Below are 16,172 nucleotides of genomic sequence, written 5' to 3' on the forward strand. Positions count from 1 at the left end.
CATATAGGTGGGTGTCAATAATGTCGGATGGTGTTTTTACCCAGTCAAGCAGGGAATAACAATACATATAACAGTACAGCCAAAGCGAGTCCAATCACCAGTAACATCATGGTAAGAAACCGGATTAATCCGGTCGATGCCTGAAACGTCTGTTCATTGATTTGTGTACGCTTCCGATGATACGCTGCTGCCGAATACACAATGATGGATATGCCGCCAATCAGAGAAGTGATACCCGTAATAATCGCCGCAACATGTGCAAGTTGATCATACGCCGACGAATTGAAACCAAATCCGGCAGCAAGAAAGCCTATGCCCGCCATGGCAATACCCGTGCGCACCCAGGCCAGAAAAGTTCGCTCGTTAGCCAGATGTTGCTGGACATACTTGGAATCGGTAGTGGTTACGTCTTTGTCTGTTAAAGAAATGTGAATCAACTCCGTTCAATAAATATACGGCTTCATTGTACTTTGTTTTTATCGCAAAACCAAGAAAGGATGGCTGAATATATGCCTCGCAAAGAACGAATTACAGAAATAGAGAGCTTAAGGGGAATTGCCTTTGGAGCGGTGGTTCTCCAGCATTCCATCGCACATTACTCATTGGTCCCGGAAACGAGACTGGAGGATGGCGTGTTACTGGCCATACTGCTGATGCTCTCCAAATTTGCAGTTCCTTTATTCATATTCATAACAGGTATGGTGCTCTTCTATAACACGGGAGACAAGCTGAATTACGGCAAGTTTATGAGAAAAAGAGTAAAGGACGTGATCGTGCCTTACCTGATCTGGTCACTCATTTATTTTACACTTGCACCGCGGGGCTGGACCGGATTTGGATGGAATGACATCCCAGACCTAGGCCTGAAGTTGCTTACGGGCAAAACGACTTCACACTTTTGGTACATCATTATGTTGATTCAGTTTTATCTGTTATTTCCGCTCTTTTTGCGAGCCATTCGTTATGTATATAACCGATATGAGGCCAAGGGGCGCTTGATCGCATTATTGATTTCTGGTGTGGTGTATCTTGTACTTGCGGATCAATTAAGAAACATTGCCAAGTTCATGGAACGGGTGAATATCCCGGTGCTAACAGATGCTTTTACAACGTATGCAGACCGTAATTTCCTTTATTTCTTTATTTATTTTGTACTTGGTGCAGCAGCGGGGTTATCCGTCCAGCACTGGAATGAATGGATTCATCGATTGCGCTGGATGTACTGGACAGTGTTTATTGTTCTGGGTCTGCGGTTTACTTATTTATTAATGCTAGAGTTTCAGAAGCCGGAAGGAATCAAAATTACGTTCTACACAGTCAGCTTGATCCGCCCTGATATGGCACTCTTTCTGATCGCTTCCATTATGGTCATGTACCAGCTGGCCGGAAAACTTCACAACCTCAGGGCTACACGATTGCTGGGATGGATTGGTGGTGTATCGTATGGCGGTTATCTGATGCATATGTTGATGCTGCGGTATAGCTACATTCCGGATGAGTTGTTTTACGTTGCTATGGGTTGGAACCCTGTCGTCCGAATGATCATCACCTGGTTGTTGGCTCTTACATTATCCTGTGTAGTGACATGGCTTATCTCGCGTGTAAGCTGGGGCAAATGGATTGTGGGAACCGTACCGAAGTCTGTCCGCGATAAATGAATCCATCAACATATGAAAAATTCATAATAGATCACCACAGCCGCATAGAAGTGTACGGGAGTACGAGAGTATATGAACACAAGATACAGGAGCACAGGTATTACAGCTTTTACAGCTTTTGCACAGACTTTCTTGTCATTAAAATTCGATCTCACGACACCCTGAGCCCTGAAATAAACAACTTTTGAATCAATTTCATAACTCACTAAAAATGGATTTCTGTAACTGGATATAGACAAATTGAACCGTTTCGATCGATATCCAGCCTTGATTGAAGCAGCTAAAGGTATTATGAAATTGATTCTTTTGAATAACAATTAAAATTTCATTACCTGAAAAATTCACAACAGAAAACCTTTTTCCGTGCTTCCCTAAGGTTAACGCGTATCCACACGATTTCTTTCTCACCTTCTTTGAAGATGGATAAAAGGGAGGCAAAGCGGAGAAAGATGGCAGAACCCGAACATAAGTTTTATAATACTAGATATATAGGTTCTGACAGGAGGGGAATGAACGTGGCTTTTATGATTGCACAGCGGGCATTTATCAAGCTGTATCTGATTACGATGGTTGAACAGCACAGGGGGTATGGTTACGAGATGCTGGAGGCGATGAAGCAGGAATTCAAAGACTACGGTTATGTACCACCCCAGAGCGAGGTATATCGGGCACTGCATGAATTGGTACAGCAAGGTGTTTTTTATCGCACAAAGAAGCTGAAGGGCAATGATCCAAAGGTCGATTTTCAGGAAATCGTTTTATATCATTTCACGGATGATGGAGCGGAAAAAGCTGAGTTATACAAGAAACAGGTCAAAACGGACCTGGATCGTTGTCTCGGCATGTTACACAAGGCAGAAGAGGACAATTACGGTACGAAAGGAAGATGAGCATGAACAGACAGTTACAGTGGGGTGTACTCGGTACGTCAACCATTGCCAAAAATGCAGTCATTCCGGCGATCCAGCAGTCTGAACGTGGTGAGGTGTTGGCAATTGCCAGCCGCAGCAAAGAAAAGGCAGAAACCCTTGCCGAAGAACTCGGCATTGCCAGATCGTATGGCAGTTATGAAGAGCTCATCGCTGATCCGGACATTGAAGCCGTCTATATTCCTTTGCCTAACCATATGCACAAAGAATGGACCATCAAAGCGGCACAGGCTGGCAAACACGTGTTGTGTGAGAAACCGGCTGCCTTGAATGCAGATGAATCGGCAGAAATGATCGAGGTATGTCATCAGCATGGTGTTCTTTTTGCAGAAGCGATTATGTATCGATATCATCCCAAGCACAGACGTGTGCAAGAGATTATAGCTAGTGGAGAGATTGGCATCGTCAGAGCCATCCATGGTAATTTTACCTGTAATACCGCTGATGACAAGGAGAATGTAAGGTTCAAAAGAGAGATGGGCGGCGGATCATTATTCGATCTTGGCGTGTATCCGATCTCGGCGGCCCGGATGTATCTGGGACAGGAACCGGAAGCGGTGACAGTTCACGCTCTATTCTCGGACGAGCATGATGGCGTGGATATGATGGCGTCGGGACTGGTAGAGTTTCCGAATTCGGTAGCTTTAACTTTTGACTGTGGCATGTGGGCTTCAGGTCGAGCGGAGATGGAGATTCTCGGGACGGAAGGGCGGATTGAACTGCCAAAAGTATTTGGCTGGGAGAACAGCGATATTCCACCTCAGATTATTGTGCACACCGATTCGGTCAGCCGTGAGGAACGTGTATCCGTGTCGAATTCCTATGTGCTTCAGGTGGAGACGTTTGCAACGGCTGTGCTTGAAGGAGAGGCCTTACCTTTCAGTCCGGAAAATACCATTCAAAACATGCGCGTTATTGATGCGTGCCTGGAATCGGCTCGAACTCGTCAACGTGTGCAATTGATCGGTTAGATTAGGTCAGGTCAGTTTAAACATACTAGAAAAGTAGACTCCATCTTCAGGGATGAGAGTCTTTTTTTCTGTCTTAAAATGTTACCATTATAATATTTTACAAATTCAACGTCTTTATTTGATATTTCTACCAAAATGATGTGATATAAATAGTCATGAGATGACTTGTTTACTATAATCTAGCAGAACATACAACTAAACCATTACAGCTTGCAGAACGCATATCGTGACAACGTTCATCTACTTTGAGGGATCGGGAGGCCGGATTGATGAAAAAGTTGATATCCACCGCATTACTGGCATTGTTGTTAACGTTTGTTTTCCTCACAGGTTCACAGTTCACTCCAGTCGCACAGCAGAAGGCATCTGCTGCAACATGTACCATCATCAATACGTTTACGGGTGTAGCAAATTATTTGAGTGCAAACGGAACGTTGCCATGTAACTTTATTACCAAATCACAGGCAACAGGGCTCGGCTGGGTAGCGTCAAAAGGAAACTTGGCTGTAGTGGCTCCTGGGAAAAGCATCGGTGGAGACGTATTTGGCAATCGGGAGGGGCTTCTGCCTTCGGCCAGCGGACGTACATGGCGCGAAGCGGATATTAACTATACTTCCGGCTTCCGTAATTCGGATCGAATTGTGTACTCCAATGATGGACTCATCTACAAAACGACAGATCACTATGCATCATTTACACGTTTGAAATAGAGGAAGGAGCAGCCATGAATACCGTGATTCTGGATGGAGAAGACTTTGCTAGTAGCGTTGAACTTCATCAACAATTAAGGGTTAAGCTTAAACTGCCGGATTTTTATGGCGGTAATCTCGACGCTCTGTGGGATTGCCTGACGGGTACAATTGAACTTCCACTAGAGTTAAAATGGACCAACTACCAAATCAGCGAAGAACGACTGGGGAATGAAGCAGGCCGGGTACGTGATTTGATGTTGGAGGTACAGGCTGAACAGGCTGGATTTCAATTGCTTGTTGAGAAGTAGGTAGCAAATAAAGACAGTTCAAATACAATACGTCCAGTCGAGCAGACCACATGTGGTCTGTTTTTTTTGTGTTATAGGAGGTTGTTCAAAAAGGTTGTCCCAAAAGTCCCTGTGTTGATTACGAATTCTCTGAAAGAATAGCGGATTTTTTACTTTACTTACTTGTCGTTAAAATTATTTTCACGGAGGTGTTGATTTCTGCATAACTTACGTTAAAATAAAATTAACATGAAAAATATTTTAACGTTGAGGAGTGAAAAGGGATGAGTGATAACACAGCAGTTGGCAAGCAAGGTATGGGTGAGTTAATACGAATCAGACCGTACATGCAATTTATGCTTAGTAAAGTTGTATCCAGATTTGGTGATTCGATTGACTCGATTGCCTACAGTTGGATGGTTTACATTCTAACCGGTTCGAAAGTGTTGATGGGTACGTTGCTGGCGGTGAATTTTTTGCCCAATATCCTTCTGGGTCTGTTCGCCGGGGCTTTGGTTGATCGCATGTCTCCCAAAAAAGTGATTGTGATTACGAATACCGGTCGCGGGTTGTTGGTGGGTATTACAGCTCTGCTGTTTGGATTGGGCCAACTTGAAGTCTGGCATCTGTTTGTCATCACGATTCTGAATTCTTTGCTGGAATGTTTCACTACTCCTGCGGAAGTGTCCAGTGTCCCCCGATTGCTTCCCCAATCGATGCTGCTTTCGGGTAATGCTATGTCCTCTTCCGCAACCAGAGTGGCCGAACTCGCGGGACTTGCAGTGGCGGGTGCCCTTATTGCTACAATAGGCATTGCCTGGACGATCCTGATTGATGCGGGGTTGTTTGCGCTAAGTGCTTTAATTATGAGCCGAGTAGGCTACCCTGAAGTCTCAACATCTGCTAACAATGAAGATAAAACATCAACTGAAATGAATTCTCTTTCATCCGACAAAAGTAGTATATTCTCCGAAATGGCGGAAGCTTTTCATTTTCTCCGTAAACATGCCTTATTGTTAATTGTCTCCATCCTGTTTGCCTTCGTTAATTTCTGCCTGATGCCGTTTAATGTTCTCCGTACACCCTATGTCATTGAAACGCTGCATGCTGGCGCTGGGGGATTAAGTCTGCTCAGTGGGCTGATGGTGGTGGGGATGTTGCTTAGCGGTGTATGGTTGACACAAAGGGGAGCGAACTATCGTAAAAGTGTGCTGGTCATCAGCGGTATTGTCATGTTGGGTCTCAGTTATGCGATGACGGCACTACCCGCTTACATGACTTCCTTCCAACTGCCGGTTGCAGCGGCCTTTTGTCTACTGATGGGTATGGGGATTCCGCTCGCTACAACACCGCTGGCTACCTATCTGATGGAAGTTACCCCTTCGGAGATGCTGGGCAGAGTGTATGCCCTTCAGACTATGCTTGTCGTGAGTGTTGCACCACTTGGGAGTCTGGTTTCGGGAGCACTTGCAGATTGGATGACCATGCCCGTTCTGTTTATCGTTTTTGGTATTATGCTTGCCATGTCAGCAGGTGTGTTGTTATTTAGCAAAAGTTTTCGAAGTGCTCTGTGAAGATATTCAGAAGTGATCATTAGCCGATTTTCTGCATCAAGTCATTTCCGGTTCGTTTTGACCGAAGTCCTGACGCAACGTTATAATAGAGATATCGATGGACAACAGGTACCCCGGAAATGAGGATACAGGGATGGCGCACAAGGTTCTTTCAACAATTGAAGAAATTAAAATCTACTCCGATCCGTATCGGATACAGATCATGAATATGTTTAACAAGCAGGGCAGACCATCCACTGTCAAAGAGATCGCCGACCAGATGGGTGAGGTGCCAGCCAAAGTTCACTATCATGTAAAAAAGCTGGAGAAAATTGGTCTGTTGACCATCGTTTCCACGCGTGAGATTAATGGGATTATCGCCAAATATTATGAACCATTCACCGGAGAGATCCATCTCCGTCACGAAGATGAAGACAAGGAAAACTCTCCATTGAAACAGGTGTTTCGGTCCGAGACGCTCAAATTATTAAATGAAATGTTCGAACAGAGTCGTCAGCGATTCATGCATCAGGCGGAAAACGAAGATCGGATGTTCCTCTCGGACATCACGCTGTATGCAACCCGTGAGGAAGTAGAGCAGTTGTATAAAAACATCATAAAACTCTGTGAACCCTATACTACAAAAGAGAATCGACAAGGGGAACATGAGGTCTTTCAGTTATTCTCTGCTCTCTCTAAACCTATAGTGAAAATACCTGCTTCTAAGACAAATGCAAAAGAGAAAAAGAAAGCTACGTCTGATAAGGGCAAATCAACTCCGAAAACGTCTCGATCTGTGTCTAAGCGGCAGGAATCTGCATCATCTGGTAGTGAGGCGGAAGAATAAACGGATGGAATACATGGGTTCAGCCTTATTGATGGAAGCAAGTAACCGCAAACGTGAGAGACTGTTATGGAGAAAACTAGAAAAAGCCGCCCAATGGCGGCTTTTTAATGCGTGATAAGGAAGGCTAATGGTGGAGCAGCCTATGGAATCAATCAATTTTGACGCTTAACGTTTCAGTTCATAACAAAGTTACATGTTCTCATCGTAGCCCTTCACATCACGTTTGGCTGCGGTTGCGGGGGAGTTGGATGTGCCATATTCTTCGACCGCTTCCCAGGCATCTGCGTTGTCGAACTTGCCGGCCCGCTTCTGTCTTCCTTCTCCAGCACCACTCGGAGGCATGGTCATCACTTCTTCTTCAACGGGGCGATCGTTGCTGATCTCCCGATTAGGCGTGTCGTCAATACAGTAAGCCGTATAGGGGATAGCTTCAAGTCGTTCGAAGGGAATATCTTCGCCGCACGTTACACAGGTTCCATATGTACCTTGCTCCATACGTTCCAATGCGTCGTTCACTTGATTGAATTCGTCTGTTAATGTATCGTCAATCGCCAGATCACGGCTACGTTCAAATGTTTCCGTACCGGCATCTGCCGGATGATTATCGTAGGAGGACAGCTCACCGGTTGAATCTTTCAGCGACTCGACTGGAGCACCGTCTTCCATGCTGGATTCAAAATGACGTTGCAAGTTTTCACGTTGCTCCAAAAGGGCGTTTTTCAGTATTTGATGTTGATCTTTAGTTAATGTACTCATAAGGACATGCTCCTTTCCCGTTGTGGGGTGTAGTGAGTCTTTACCCGAAATGGATGAAAAGCAATCATTTTCGTGAGGAATAGGGCTGTATCGTTTTATATCTGACTGATTATGTGTTATAAAAAATAGAGAGAGAAATTGCCGTGTGTTCTTCCCAGGAAATAGAACTACGGCTTGGCTTATAATGGAGGTTGTCAATATGGATGAACATATGAAACGAAGATTGGATAAACAGAGACAATTGTTCAAACAATTGGGTGTGCAGCTAGATGCGTTATCGATACATGAAAAACAATTTAATTATAAACTTCGTGGTTATGATCCGGATGAGGTAGATGCTTATCTTGATCTGGTCATCAAAGATTACGAACGTTTCTATGCCAATATTGCAGATCTGATGGACAAATGGCAAGAACAGCAGTTAACGATCCGCGATCTCAAGTCGTCCGCGAAACCGGTGGAAGATCCAACCAAGATTGATCGCAAACAACTGGATGATATTGTGAAACAACTGGAATACAGTGTGCGACAGCTCAAGATCAGAGCACGTCCCGAAAAGGATCTGTTCTCTGAATAAGGTCGTCATGTCCTGGATTATATAAAATAAAGGTGGTTAATCATGAGTACTCATTTTTCGGTCAGTGTGCATTGTTTGTTGTTATTGTCACTCAGCGCGCCTGAACGAATCACGTCTGCACATATTGCAGGTAGCGTGAATACCAACCCTGTCGTCGTTAGACGTATTCTGGGCGGGCTGAAAAAGGCAGGATTGGTGAACTCCTCTCCTGGAACAAGAGGTTTCTACTTAGCGAAGCCATCAAGTGAAATCACATTAGCCATGATCTATCAGGCTGCCAAGGACGAAGGTCCATTGTTCCCGATTCATGGCAATTGTAACCCGGATTGTGAGGTAGGCTTGCATATAGACGGCTTGCTGACTAATCTGTATCAGGTTGCCGAGGCGAAGGTGGAGCAGTTCTTTGCATCCATTACACTCGAAGATATGGAACGTTCATGTACTCAGATGCAAGCTGTTCCATCGCAGACAGAATAGATTGTAATAAGACGAAGGAAAGGTGGGTTGGTATATGAAAATTGTAGTAATCTCCGACACACATTTATCACGTAAATCACGGAAGTTACCGACTAGGCTCCTGGATGTATTGCCGAGTGCCGATCTCATTCTTCATGCCGGTGACTGGTCGGATTGGAGTGTGTACCCATTGCTTAGTGAGTATGCACCAGTTGAAGGGGTAGCGGGTAATACAGACCCGTCCGAAATCGCTGAAAAACTGGGATATTCCCGTATTGTTGAAGTGGAAGGACTTCGTCTGGGGCTAGTGCACGGTCATCTGGGATCAAAGGGTACGGAGCAGAATGCAATTCATACCTTTGCAGGCCAGCATGTGGATGCTGTGATCTACGGACACTCACATATCCCGGTGATGCATACCGTGGACAACACACTGGTATTTAATCCGGGGTCGCCTACGGATCGGCGTTTTCAGAAACAATACTCATTTGGCATCATGACAATAGATCAGGGGAAAATACAGGCTGAACATGTGTTCTTTGATCGGGATTAGAGAGATAAGCGCTGGTTGCAAGTTGGACGAGTACAAGAGCCAGAACCAGAACCAGCTACTGAAGTGGCGACTTGATAACTGAGAGGGAACCTTCTCCTTAAATTTCATCTTATATATATGATTATTGTACAAGGCATCTTTGAGCAGAATTCAAATCTGTTCCAGGGATGTCTTTTTTGATTTTTGATCACATCATTCTCTTGGAAGTTATCTCTGAATGGGGAATGTGCTCTGTTCGTTATCTGTCATTCATCTGTTGGCGTTTTCCCCTATGGTGACGTTCAGTGGAGTGATACAATGCCTTTACGACATGAAATGAATACGTTTACATAAGGAGATGGATCATGATGAAACTGTCTGTATTCACGGTGGCTACCCCTGATCTGAATGCAGAAGAACTGGCATCGGCTGCGGCAGCAGCGGGAATTGATGGAATTGAGTGGAGATTCCGTGGAATTCCTGAAGATGCTATATCTGAAGAGCCTTCTTACTGGAGAAATAATCGATGCTCGGTAGATCCGAGCCGCTGGGAGGAACAGGTTCCTGTTTTTCGTGAAGCAGCGTTAGGGAAAGGTAGAAAATCGATCGCACTTGTACCGTATCTGAACTGTGGGGATTTGTCTGCCACCGAGCAGGCGTTTCAGGCTGCGGCTGGATTAGGAGCATCTATGATGCGTGTGGGTGTTCCAGGATATGATCGCAAAACCAGTTATCCTGAGTTGTATCGTAAAGCCGTTGATTACCTGAATGAAGTGCAAGATCTGGCCAAACAATACAACATCAAGGCGATTGTAGAGACGCATCATCAGACGATTGCACCCACGGCATCACTGGCCTATCGGCTTGTGCAATCGCTCGACCCGCAGCATGTGGGTGTATTGTACGATCCAGGCAATATGGTGCATGAAGGATATGAGAATCATCGAATGGGACTTGAGTTGTTGGGTCCTTACCTGGCTCATGTACATGTAAAAAATGCCGGGTGGTTTGAACCAGAAGGGAAAGATTCACAAAAGGCTAATGTGACTGAGAAGAGCAGCGGAGTGGCTCTGAATACAGCCTGGAAATGTCACTGGACGCCGCTGACTGAAGGCATGGTCGATTGGGTACAGATGGTGCGGGATCTTCGTGCCGTTGGGTATGACGGATACTACGGAATTGAGGACTTTAGTGGTGCCTTGGAATCCAAGGCGATGTTACAGCATTTTGCAGACGTTTTCGCCGAAATTGAGCGTCGTGTGGACGAGGAGGAGCAGTCATGAGTATCGTACGAGTAGCGGTGATTGGTATAGGAAACATGGGAGCAGCACATGCCAGAACGTTGGTGGCTGGAGAAGTACCCGGTGCAGAGCTGGTCGCCGTATGTGATGTAAGAAGAGAGATGGAGAGCTGGGTATCCAGTCACCTTCCGGCAACGGTCACCTATTGGCAGGATGCAGAGCAGATGATGGCTTCGGGTACGATTGATGCAGTCATTATTGCAACGCCGCATTATGATCATCCGGAACAGGCCATTCAGGCTTTCCAGCATGGCTTGCATGTCATGATCGAGAAGCCGGCCGGTGTATATACGAAACAGGTACGCAAGATGAATGAAGCGGCCGCAGCCAGTGGCAAAGTCTTTTCCATGATGTACAACCAGCGGACCAATCCACTCTACATTAAGCTGAGAGACTTGATTGCTTCGGGCGAACTGGGTGAAGTACGGCGTACCAACTGGATTATTACGAACTGGTATCGATCCCAAAGTTACTATGATTCCGGCGGCTGGCGGGCAACATGGGCAGGTGAAGGGGGCGGTGTACTGATTAACCAGGACCCGCATCAACTGGATCTGTGGCAGTGGACCATCGGCATGATGCCGGTGCGAATGCGTGCTTTCTGTTCGTTTGGCAAGTATCGGAACATTGAAGTGGAAGATGATGTAACAGCTTATGTGGAGTATGAAAATGGAGCAACGGGTGTCTTCGTAACGACTACTGGAGAAGCACCGGGTACCAATCGATTCGAGGTCAACGGAGACCGGGGTAAAATCGTGATCGAAGATGGAAAACTTACGTTCTGGCGACTTCGGGAATCTGAGCCTGAATTCAATCAGCGGTTTACCGGAGGTTTTGGACAGCCAGAATGCTGGAAATGCGAGATTCCGATTACAGGTGTGGAAACGGGTCACCCGGGTCTGATTCGTAACTGGGTTGATGCGATTCGTACAGGCGTACCACTTATTGCTCCCGGTGAGGATGGTATACACGGATTGACGTTATCGAACGCTATGTTGCTGTCTACCTGGACGGATAACTGGGTGGATCTGCCGATCGATGAGGATCTGTTCTACGAGCATCTGCAGGAACGCATTGCTGGTTCAACGACGAAGAAAGACAAGGCATTCAGTGGCAGTCAACCTGCTGATTTGAGTCAGACGTTTAAATGAAGACAATTTCTTATATAGACGAATTCATTGTAATCAACATTTTATAATAAGGATGGGATGACATGGCTAAAGACGGAATGTTCTATGCACCAAAAAGTGTTACAAAAGAGGTCGTATGTGGTCCGGGTGAGTTCACGATTGCTACTGTTGCGCTGGATCACGGACACATCTACGGCATGGTTGGGGCATTGTTGGAGGCTGGAGCTACTCTCAAGTGGGTGTATGATCCGGACCCGGCGAAGGTAGAGGCATTTCGGAAGCAGTTCCCACAGGCTCAAGTCGCTGGATCTGAAGCAGAGGTGCTTGCAGATGATGAGGTGTTATTGGTGGCAAGTGCAGCGATCCCTTCAGATCGTGCGCCGCTTGGTATGAGAGTTCTGGCCGCAGGCAAGGATTATTTTACAGACAAAGCCCCGTTTACCACGCTGGAGCAATTAAAGCTTGCACGAGAAGAAGTGAAGCGAACAGGCAAAAAGTATATGGTGTATTACAGTGAACGACTGCATGTAGAAAGTGCGATCTATGCGGGGCAGCTCATTGAACAAGGGGCAATCGGCAAAGTAGTGCAAGTTATGGGTACAGGCCCGCATCGCTTAAATGCCGGAGGAAGACCCGACTGGTTCTTCAAGCATGAGCAGTATGGCGGCATTCTATGTGATATCGGGAGTCACCAGATCGAACAATTCCTGACGTTTGCATCATGTACGGACGCTGAGGTAGGGTTCAGTCGTGTGCATAACTTCAATCACCCACAGTTCCCGGAACTGGAAGACTTCGGCGAAGCTTCTCTGATCGGGGACAACGGAGCGTCCGGTTACTTCCGAGTGGACTGGTTTACACCAGATGGTCTGGGCACATGGGGCGATGGGCGTACAGTTATTCTGGGAACGGACGGTTATATCGAGCTGCGGAAGTATATCGACATCGCAAGGGAACCTCAGGGGGATCAGGTGTACCTGGTGAATCATGAAGGGGAGTACCGTTACAATGTAAAAGGCAAGGTCGGCTACCCGTTCTTCGGTCAGCTCATCCGCGATTGCCTGGACCGGACCGAGACAGCCATGACACAAGAACATGCATTCAAAGCGGCAGAACTCTGTCTGATTGCACAGCACAAAGCCATGAGCGAGCGCGTGGTGTGGAGTAGCGGGGCGAAGTAAATGTTTTAGGTGAAGGAGAGCAAAGGTTGATTACTAAAGGTTATCCGTAAAGTTGAGTGAAGAAAGAGCAGCCCAAATGTTAAACTGCATCCTACATGTTAGTTATGGCTAACATAAGGGACAGTTCACGGGGGCTGCTTTTTTTGAGTATGTTTGTGACTTCGCAGATGGATTAATATGGGTTATATTATATGTAGTTCGGATATTCGTTAAAAAGAGAGGCATTTACGAAGTTCGTAGATACGATGTTATGTGAAACCACTCGAAAGCAAAGGAATAATCAAATGATAAAAATGAATGAAGATGAATTAACAAAGCCTCTTAAAATCATAATAGGAGCATCCTCACAAGCCTATCCAGACTGGATTCAAACACAAGAAGAAGAATTGAATCTACTGGATCGATCTGATTGGGAAGAAATTTTTAAGTCGAGAAAGATTAGAGCTATTCTTGCAGAACATGTATGGGAGCATTTGTCCTATGAAGAAGGCGTGGAAGCAGCAAGGATTTGTTATGATTTTCTTGAACCAGAAGGATATATTCGATGTGCAGTTCCGGATGCTTTTTTTAGGAATGAAGAATACCAGAATATTGTTAAGATCGGTGGACCTGGTCCAAAAGAGCATCCGGCTGCAAGTCATAAAATCGTACATAACTATAAGACTATTACAAGCATGTTCGAAGAAGCAGGATTCAAGATTAAATTACTGGAATACTGTGACGAAAGTGGAGAGTTTCATTTTAATGACTGGAATCCTGAAGATGGTTTCATATATAGATCCTTTCAATTCGATCACAGAAACAAGAATAATGAATTGAGATTTGTATCATTGATCGTAGATGCAGTCAAAGAATTGTCGGAGTAGTTCGAAGAAGAGAGTGGCATCACATAACATAATATTCACGCTGCGGGCATACGCCCTTGGTCTGACATTCGTCGGACACCCAGCATACGCTGGGTCGTGAATACAGGAACGTTATCTGACATAAAACTATTACATTTTAGGAGCAAATAATGAATATCACTTTCTCGAAATGGGTGCAATATTATCGAAGAAATAATCAAAACCTCAAATATATTCATTGGGATGACAACTATAAATTAAAAACTAATGAAAGAGAAATAATCATTAAGTCAATTCAACAGTTTCAATTAGGAGAAAACTCTGAAGGTAAACATCTAATTAAACGTGCGCAAGAATATGTACATCAGACACAAGATCAGGATTACTATGAAGCGCTTATAGAATTCATTAAAGAAGAACAGAGGCACGCTAGAGATCTAGGCAGATTTATGAAGTTACAGGGAATCCCACTCCTTCGTAGACATTGGGTGGACAATGTATTTAGAAGATTACGTCAATATGCGAGTCTAGAACAATCAGTCATTGTTCTATTAACTGCTGAGATCATTGCTAAGTTGTACTATAAAGCTTTGCAAAAATCTACAAAGTCAGAAGTATTAATAGATTTATGTAATCAGATTTTAAGTGATGAGGAGAAACATGTTCAGTTTCAATCCGAAGCTCTTCATAAATTTGCTCAAAATAGGAACGTTCTCTTTAACAGAATAGTTTATATCCTTCGTAGAATCCTTTTTGAAGGAACGCTAATTATAGTGTGGTATCAACATAAGCCTGTATTTAAAGCTGGGGGATATAAACTCAAAAGTTATTACTATGAATGCCGTCATGAGTTTAACCTAACAAAGAAGATTATAGCTAATTCACTGTAGAGGTTTACGTCAGATAGCATTATATCCAAGCTATGGGTCCTGACGCTCCCAGGGTCAGCCCGGAGGGAATTGGCAGGGAAGTGGAAATTGGCGGGCGGCACATCCGCACCGACTAACCGCATCGGGGCCTCCCCTAACGTGGCTTAAGTCGGTGGGATGTCGTGGATACAGTAACGTTATAGGAAATCAGTGTATAAAAATACAAAATAAATTATTCAAACTCTGATAGGAGTGAAATCATGCTGGAAGCGGTTATTTTCGATATGGATGGTACACTATTTCAAACAAACAAAATCTTAGAGTTATCGTTAGAAGAAACGTTTTCTGTCTTGAGGTCTCGTAATGAATGGTCGAGTGAAACTCCAACTCAAAAATATCGTGAAATTATGGGAGTTCCTCTACCAGTAGTTTGGGAAACGCTACTACCGAACCATTCAAACGAAATCAGACGAATTGTGGACGAGATCTTCCTAGAGAAGCTAATTGCAAATATTAATTATGGCAAAGGTGGGCTTTATCCGCATGTCAAAGAAGTTTTTGATTTTTTAAAACAGGAAGGCTGCTTAATTTTTATTGCAAGTAATGGACTAATCGAATACCTCAATGCTATCGTTAACTGTTACAAGTTAAATAATTGGGTGACAGAAACCTTTAGCATCCAACAAATAGAGACTCAGAATAAGGATGACTTAGTTAGATATATCCTTATGAAATATCACATCAACAACGCTGCTGTAGTTGGTGACAGGATCTCTGATTTCAATGCAGCAAAAAACAATGGATTGAAGGCTTTCGGTTGTCGATTTGACTTTGCCCAAGAATGGGAGCTTAAACAAGCGGATTATATTATTGCTGATTTACTTGAATTGAAAAAATATATATAACATCATGGGAAGTGGAATATTAGTGTAAGTATTTTCGAAGAAGACGCTGAGATCCTATAACATCATATTCAAGTAGCGGCGCCTCATGGAGCCTTGGTCTGCAGGAAGGATTTCGAAAAGGGATTTCGGCAGACAACCCATTCGGGGTTCATCAATACAGGAACGCTATGTCCATAATAGCTTTAAAACATAATGACACTTTTTGGAGGTTAATTGATGGGAGCATGGGGAACTGGAATTTTCGAGAACGATAATGTATTAGATTGGAAGGCAGATTTACTTGATTCTGATGACATCGAATTAATTGAAGAGACGATTGAAGAAGTATTAGAAGAAGATTATATTGAGTCAGATTTAGCTTCCAATGCTTTAGGCGCAATTGAGATCCTTGTAGCATTACAAGGTAATCCTGGGACAGAAATTTTGAATAATCAAAGTAATACAGAGGATCTATATGACTGGATTGATAAACATAAAGGTAAAGGAAAAAAACTCATTTCAAAAGCTAAACGAGCAGTTAAGAAAATTAAGAAAGATTCAGAACTAAAAGAGCTGTGGGAAGAATCAGAAGAATACCCGATCTGGTTAAATACAATAAATGACTTAGAAAATCGATTATAAAGAACTTGATAGCTTTTCGAGAAGAGGGAACTTCACATAACAAAATATTCAAGCTGTGGCTC

19 protein-coding genes are annotated in these 16,172 nt (G+C 44.2%); 17 read left to right on the forward strand and 2 right to left on the reverse strand.

Going from position 1 to position 16,172, the window contains the following annotated elements:
- Positions 1 to 44: 44 nt before the first annotated feature.
- Positions 45 to 437 (reverse strand): YidH family protein, encoded by a 393-nt coding sequence (locus QNO02_RS11605; protein WP_289392078.1) that lies wholly within the window; start codon positions 435 to 437, stop codon positions 45 to 47.
- A gap of 72 nt (positions 438 to 509) precedes the next feature.
- Here QNO02_RS11605 and QNO02_RS11610 point away from each other — a divergent pair, with 72 nt between their 5' ends.
- From QNO02_RS11610 to QNO02_RS11640, 7 genes are all read left to right on the forward strand, one after another.
- Positions 510 to 1,658, forward strand: coding sequence for an acyltransferase (locus QNO02_RS11610; protein WP_289392079.1), 1,149 nt, complete (start codon positions 510 to 512; stop codon positions 1,656 to 1,658).
- Positions 1,659 to 2,173: 515 nt separating this feature from the next.
- The gene (locus QNO02_RS11615; RefSeq protein ID WP_036609188.1) at positions 2,174 to 2,548 is read left to right on the forward strand and encodes a replication termination protein; all 375 of its coding nucleotides are present in this window, start codon (positions 2,174 to 2,176) and stop codon (positions 2,546 to 2,548) included.
- A gap of 2 nt (positions 2,549 to 2,550) precedes the next feature.
- The gene (locus QNO02_RS11620; RefSeq protein WP_076249771.1) at positions 2,551 to 3,558 is read left to right on the forward strand and encodes a Gfo/Idh/MocA family protein; all 1,008 of its coding nucleotides are present in this window, start codon (positions 2,551 to 2,553) and stop codon (positions 3,556 to 3,558) included.
- 269 nt (positions 3,559 to 3,827) lie between these two features.
- Complete coding sequence (locus tag QNO02_RS11625; RefSeq protein ID WP_289392080.1) at positions 3,828 to 4,268, forward strand: ribonuclease; 441 nt, start codon at positions 3,828 to 3,830, stop codon at positions 4,266 to 4,268.
- A 14-nt stretch (positions 4,269 to 4,282) separates the two neighbouring features.
- The gene (locus tag QNO02_RS11630; RefSeq protein ID WP_127543685.1) at positions 4,283 to 4,558 is read left to right on the forward strand and encodes a barstar family protein; all 276 of its coding nucleotides are present in this window, start codon (positions 4,283 to 4,285) and stop codon (positions 4,556 to 4,558) included.
- 263 nt (positions 4,559 to 4,821) lie between these two features.
- Positions 4,822 to 6,111, forward strand: a complete 1,290-nt coding sequence (locus tag QNO02_RS11635; RefSeq protein WP_289392081.1) for an MFS transporter — start codon at positions 4,822 to 4,824, stop codon at positions 6,109 to 6,111.
- Between the two features lie 133 nt (positions 6,112 to 6,244).
- Positions 6,245 to 6,937 carry an ArsR/SmtB family transcription factor gene (locus tag QNO02_RS11640; RefSeq protein ID WP_289392082.1) on the forward strand — a complete coding sequence of 231 codons (693 nt, stop codon included), beginning with the start codon at positions 6,245 to 6,247 and terminating at the stop codon, positions 6,935 to 6,937.
- A 189-nt stretch (positions 6,938 to 7,126) separates the two neighbouring features.
- Here the strand turns inward: QNO02_RS11640 and QNO02_RS11645 are convergent, their stop codons facing one another.
- Entirely contained in the window at positions 7,127 to 7,693 is a 567-nt protein-coding gene (locus QNO02_RS11645; RefSeq protein WP_101313450.1) for a TraR/DksA C4-type zinc finger protein, read from the reverse strand.
- Positions 7,694 to 7,892: 199 nt separating this feature from the next.
- Between QNO02_RS11645 and QNO02_RS11650 the strand changes: the two genes are divergently transcribed.
- The 10 genes from QNO02_RS11650 to QNO02_RS11695 all read left to right on the forward strand — a co-directional run bounded on the left by QNO02_RS11650 (position 7,893) and on the right by QNO02_RS11695 (position 16,110).
- Complete coding sequence (locus QNO02_RS11650; protein ID WP_017689054.1) at positions 7,893 to 8,270, forward strand: DivIVA domain-containing protein; 378 nt, start codon at positions 7,893 to 7,895, stop codon at positions 8,268 to 8,270.
- A 42-nt stretch (positions 8,271 to 8,312) separates the two neighbouring features.
- On the forward strand, positions 8,313 to 8,747 hold the full coding sequence (locus QNO02_RS11655; protein ID WP_076208829.1) for an Rrf2 family transcriptional regulator: 435 nt from the start codon (positions 8,313 to 8,315) through the stop codon (positions 8,745 to 8,747).
- A gap of 34 nt (positions 8,748 to 8,781) precedes the next feature.
- The gene (locus tag QNO02_RS11660) at positions 8,782 to 9,279 is read left to right on the forward strand and encodes a metallophosphoesterase family protein (protein ID WP_036670453.1); all 498 of its coding nucleotides are present in this window, start codon (positions 8,782 to 8,784) and stop codon (positions 9,277 to 9,279) included.
- Positions 9,280 to 9,626: 347 nt separating this feature from the next.
- Positions 9,627 to 10,541, forward strand: a complete 915-nt coding sequence (locus QNO02_RS11665) for a sugar phosphate isomerase/epimerase family protein (protein ID WP_289392752.1) — start codon at positions 9,627 to 9,629, stop codon at positions 10,539 to 10,541.
- The gene (locus QNO02_RS11670; RefSeq protein WP_036609172.1) at positions 10,538 to 11,710 is read left to right on the forward strand and encodes a Gfo/Idh/MocA family protein; all 1,173 of its coding nucleotides are present in this window, start codon (positions 10,538 to 10,540) and stop codon (positions 11,708 to 11,710) included. Before QNO02_RS11665 ends, QNO02_RS11670 begins: the two co-directional genes overlap by 4 nt.
- Before the next feature lie 62 nt (positions 11,711 to 11,772).
- Positions 11,773 to 12,870: a Gfo/Idh/MocA family protein gene (locus QNO02_RS11675; RefSeq protein ID WP_289392087.1), complete on the forward strand. Its 1,098-nt coding sequence runs from the start codon at positions 11,773 to 11,775 to the stop codon at positions 12,868 to 12,870.
- 284 nt (positions 12,871 to 13,154) lie between these two features.
- A complete protein-coding gene (locus QNO02_RS11680; protein WP_289392090.1) occupies positions 13,155 to 13,736 on the forward strand; it encodes a class I SAM-dependent methyltransferase in 582 nt (193 codons plus the stop codon).
- A gap of 149 nt (positions 13,737 to 13,885) precedes the next feature.
- On the forward strand, positions 13,886 to 14,605 hold the full coding sequence (locus QNO02_RS11685; RefSeq protein WP_289392092.1) for a ferritin-like domain-containing protein: 720 nt from the start codon (positions 13,886 to 13,888) through the stop codon (positions 14,603 to 14,605).
- 239 nt (positions 14,606 to 14,844) lie between these two features.
- Complete coding sequence (locus QNO02_RS11690) at positions 14,845 to 15,489, forward strand: HAD hydrolase-like protein (protein ID WP_289392093.1); 645 nt, start codon at positions 14,845 to 14,847, stop codon at positions 15,487 to 15,489.
- 216 nt (positions 15,490 to 15,705) lie between these two features.
- The gene (locus QNO02_RS11695; RefSeq protein WP_289392094.1) at positions 15,706 to 16,110 is read left to right on the forward strand and encodes a DUF4259 domain-containing protein; all 405 of its coding nucleotides are present in this window, start codon (positions 15,706 to 15,708) and stop codon (positions 16,108 to 16,110) included.
- Positions 16,111 to 16,172 lie beyond the last annotated feature (62 nt).

The sequence above is a fragment of the Paenibacillus sp. PK1-4R genome (genome assembly GCF_030369595.1).
Taxonomy (GTDB): Bacteria; Bacillota; Bacilli; order Paenibacillales; family Paenibacillaceae; genus Paenibacillus.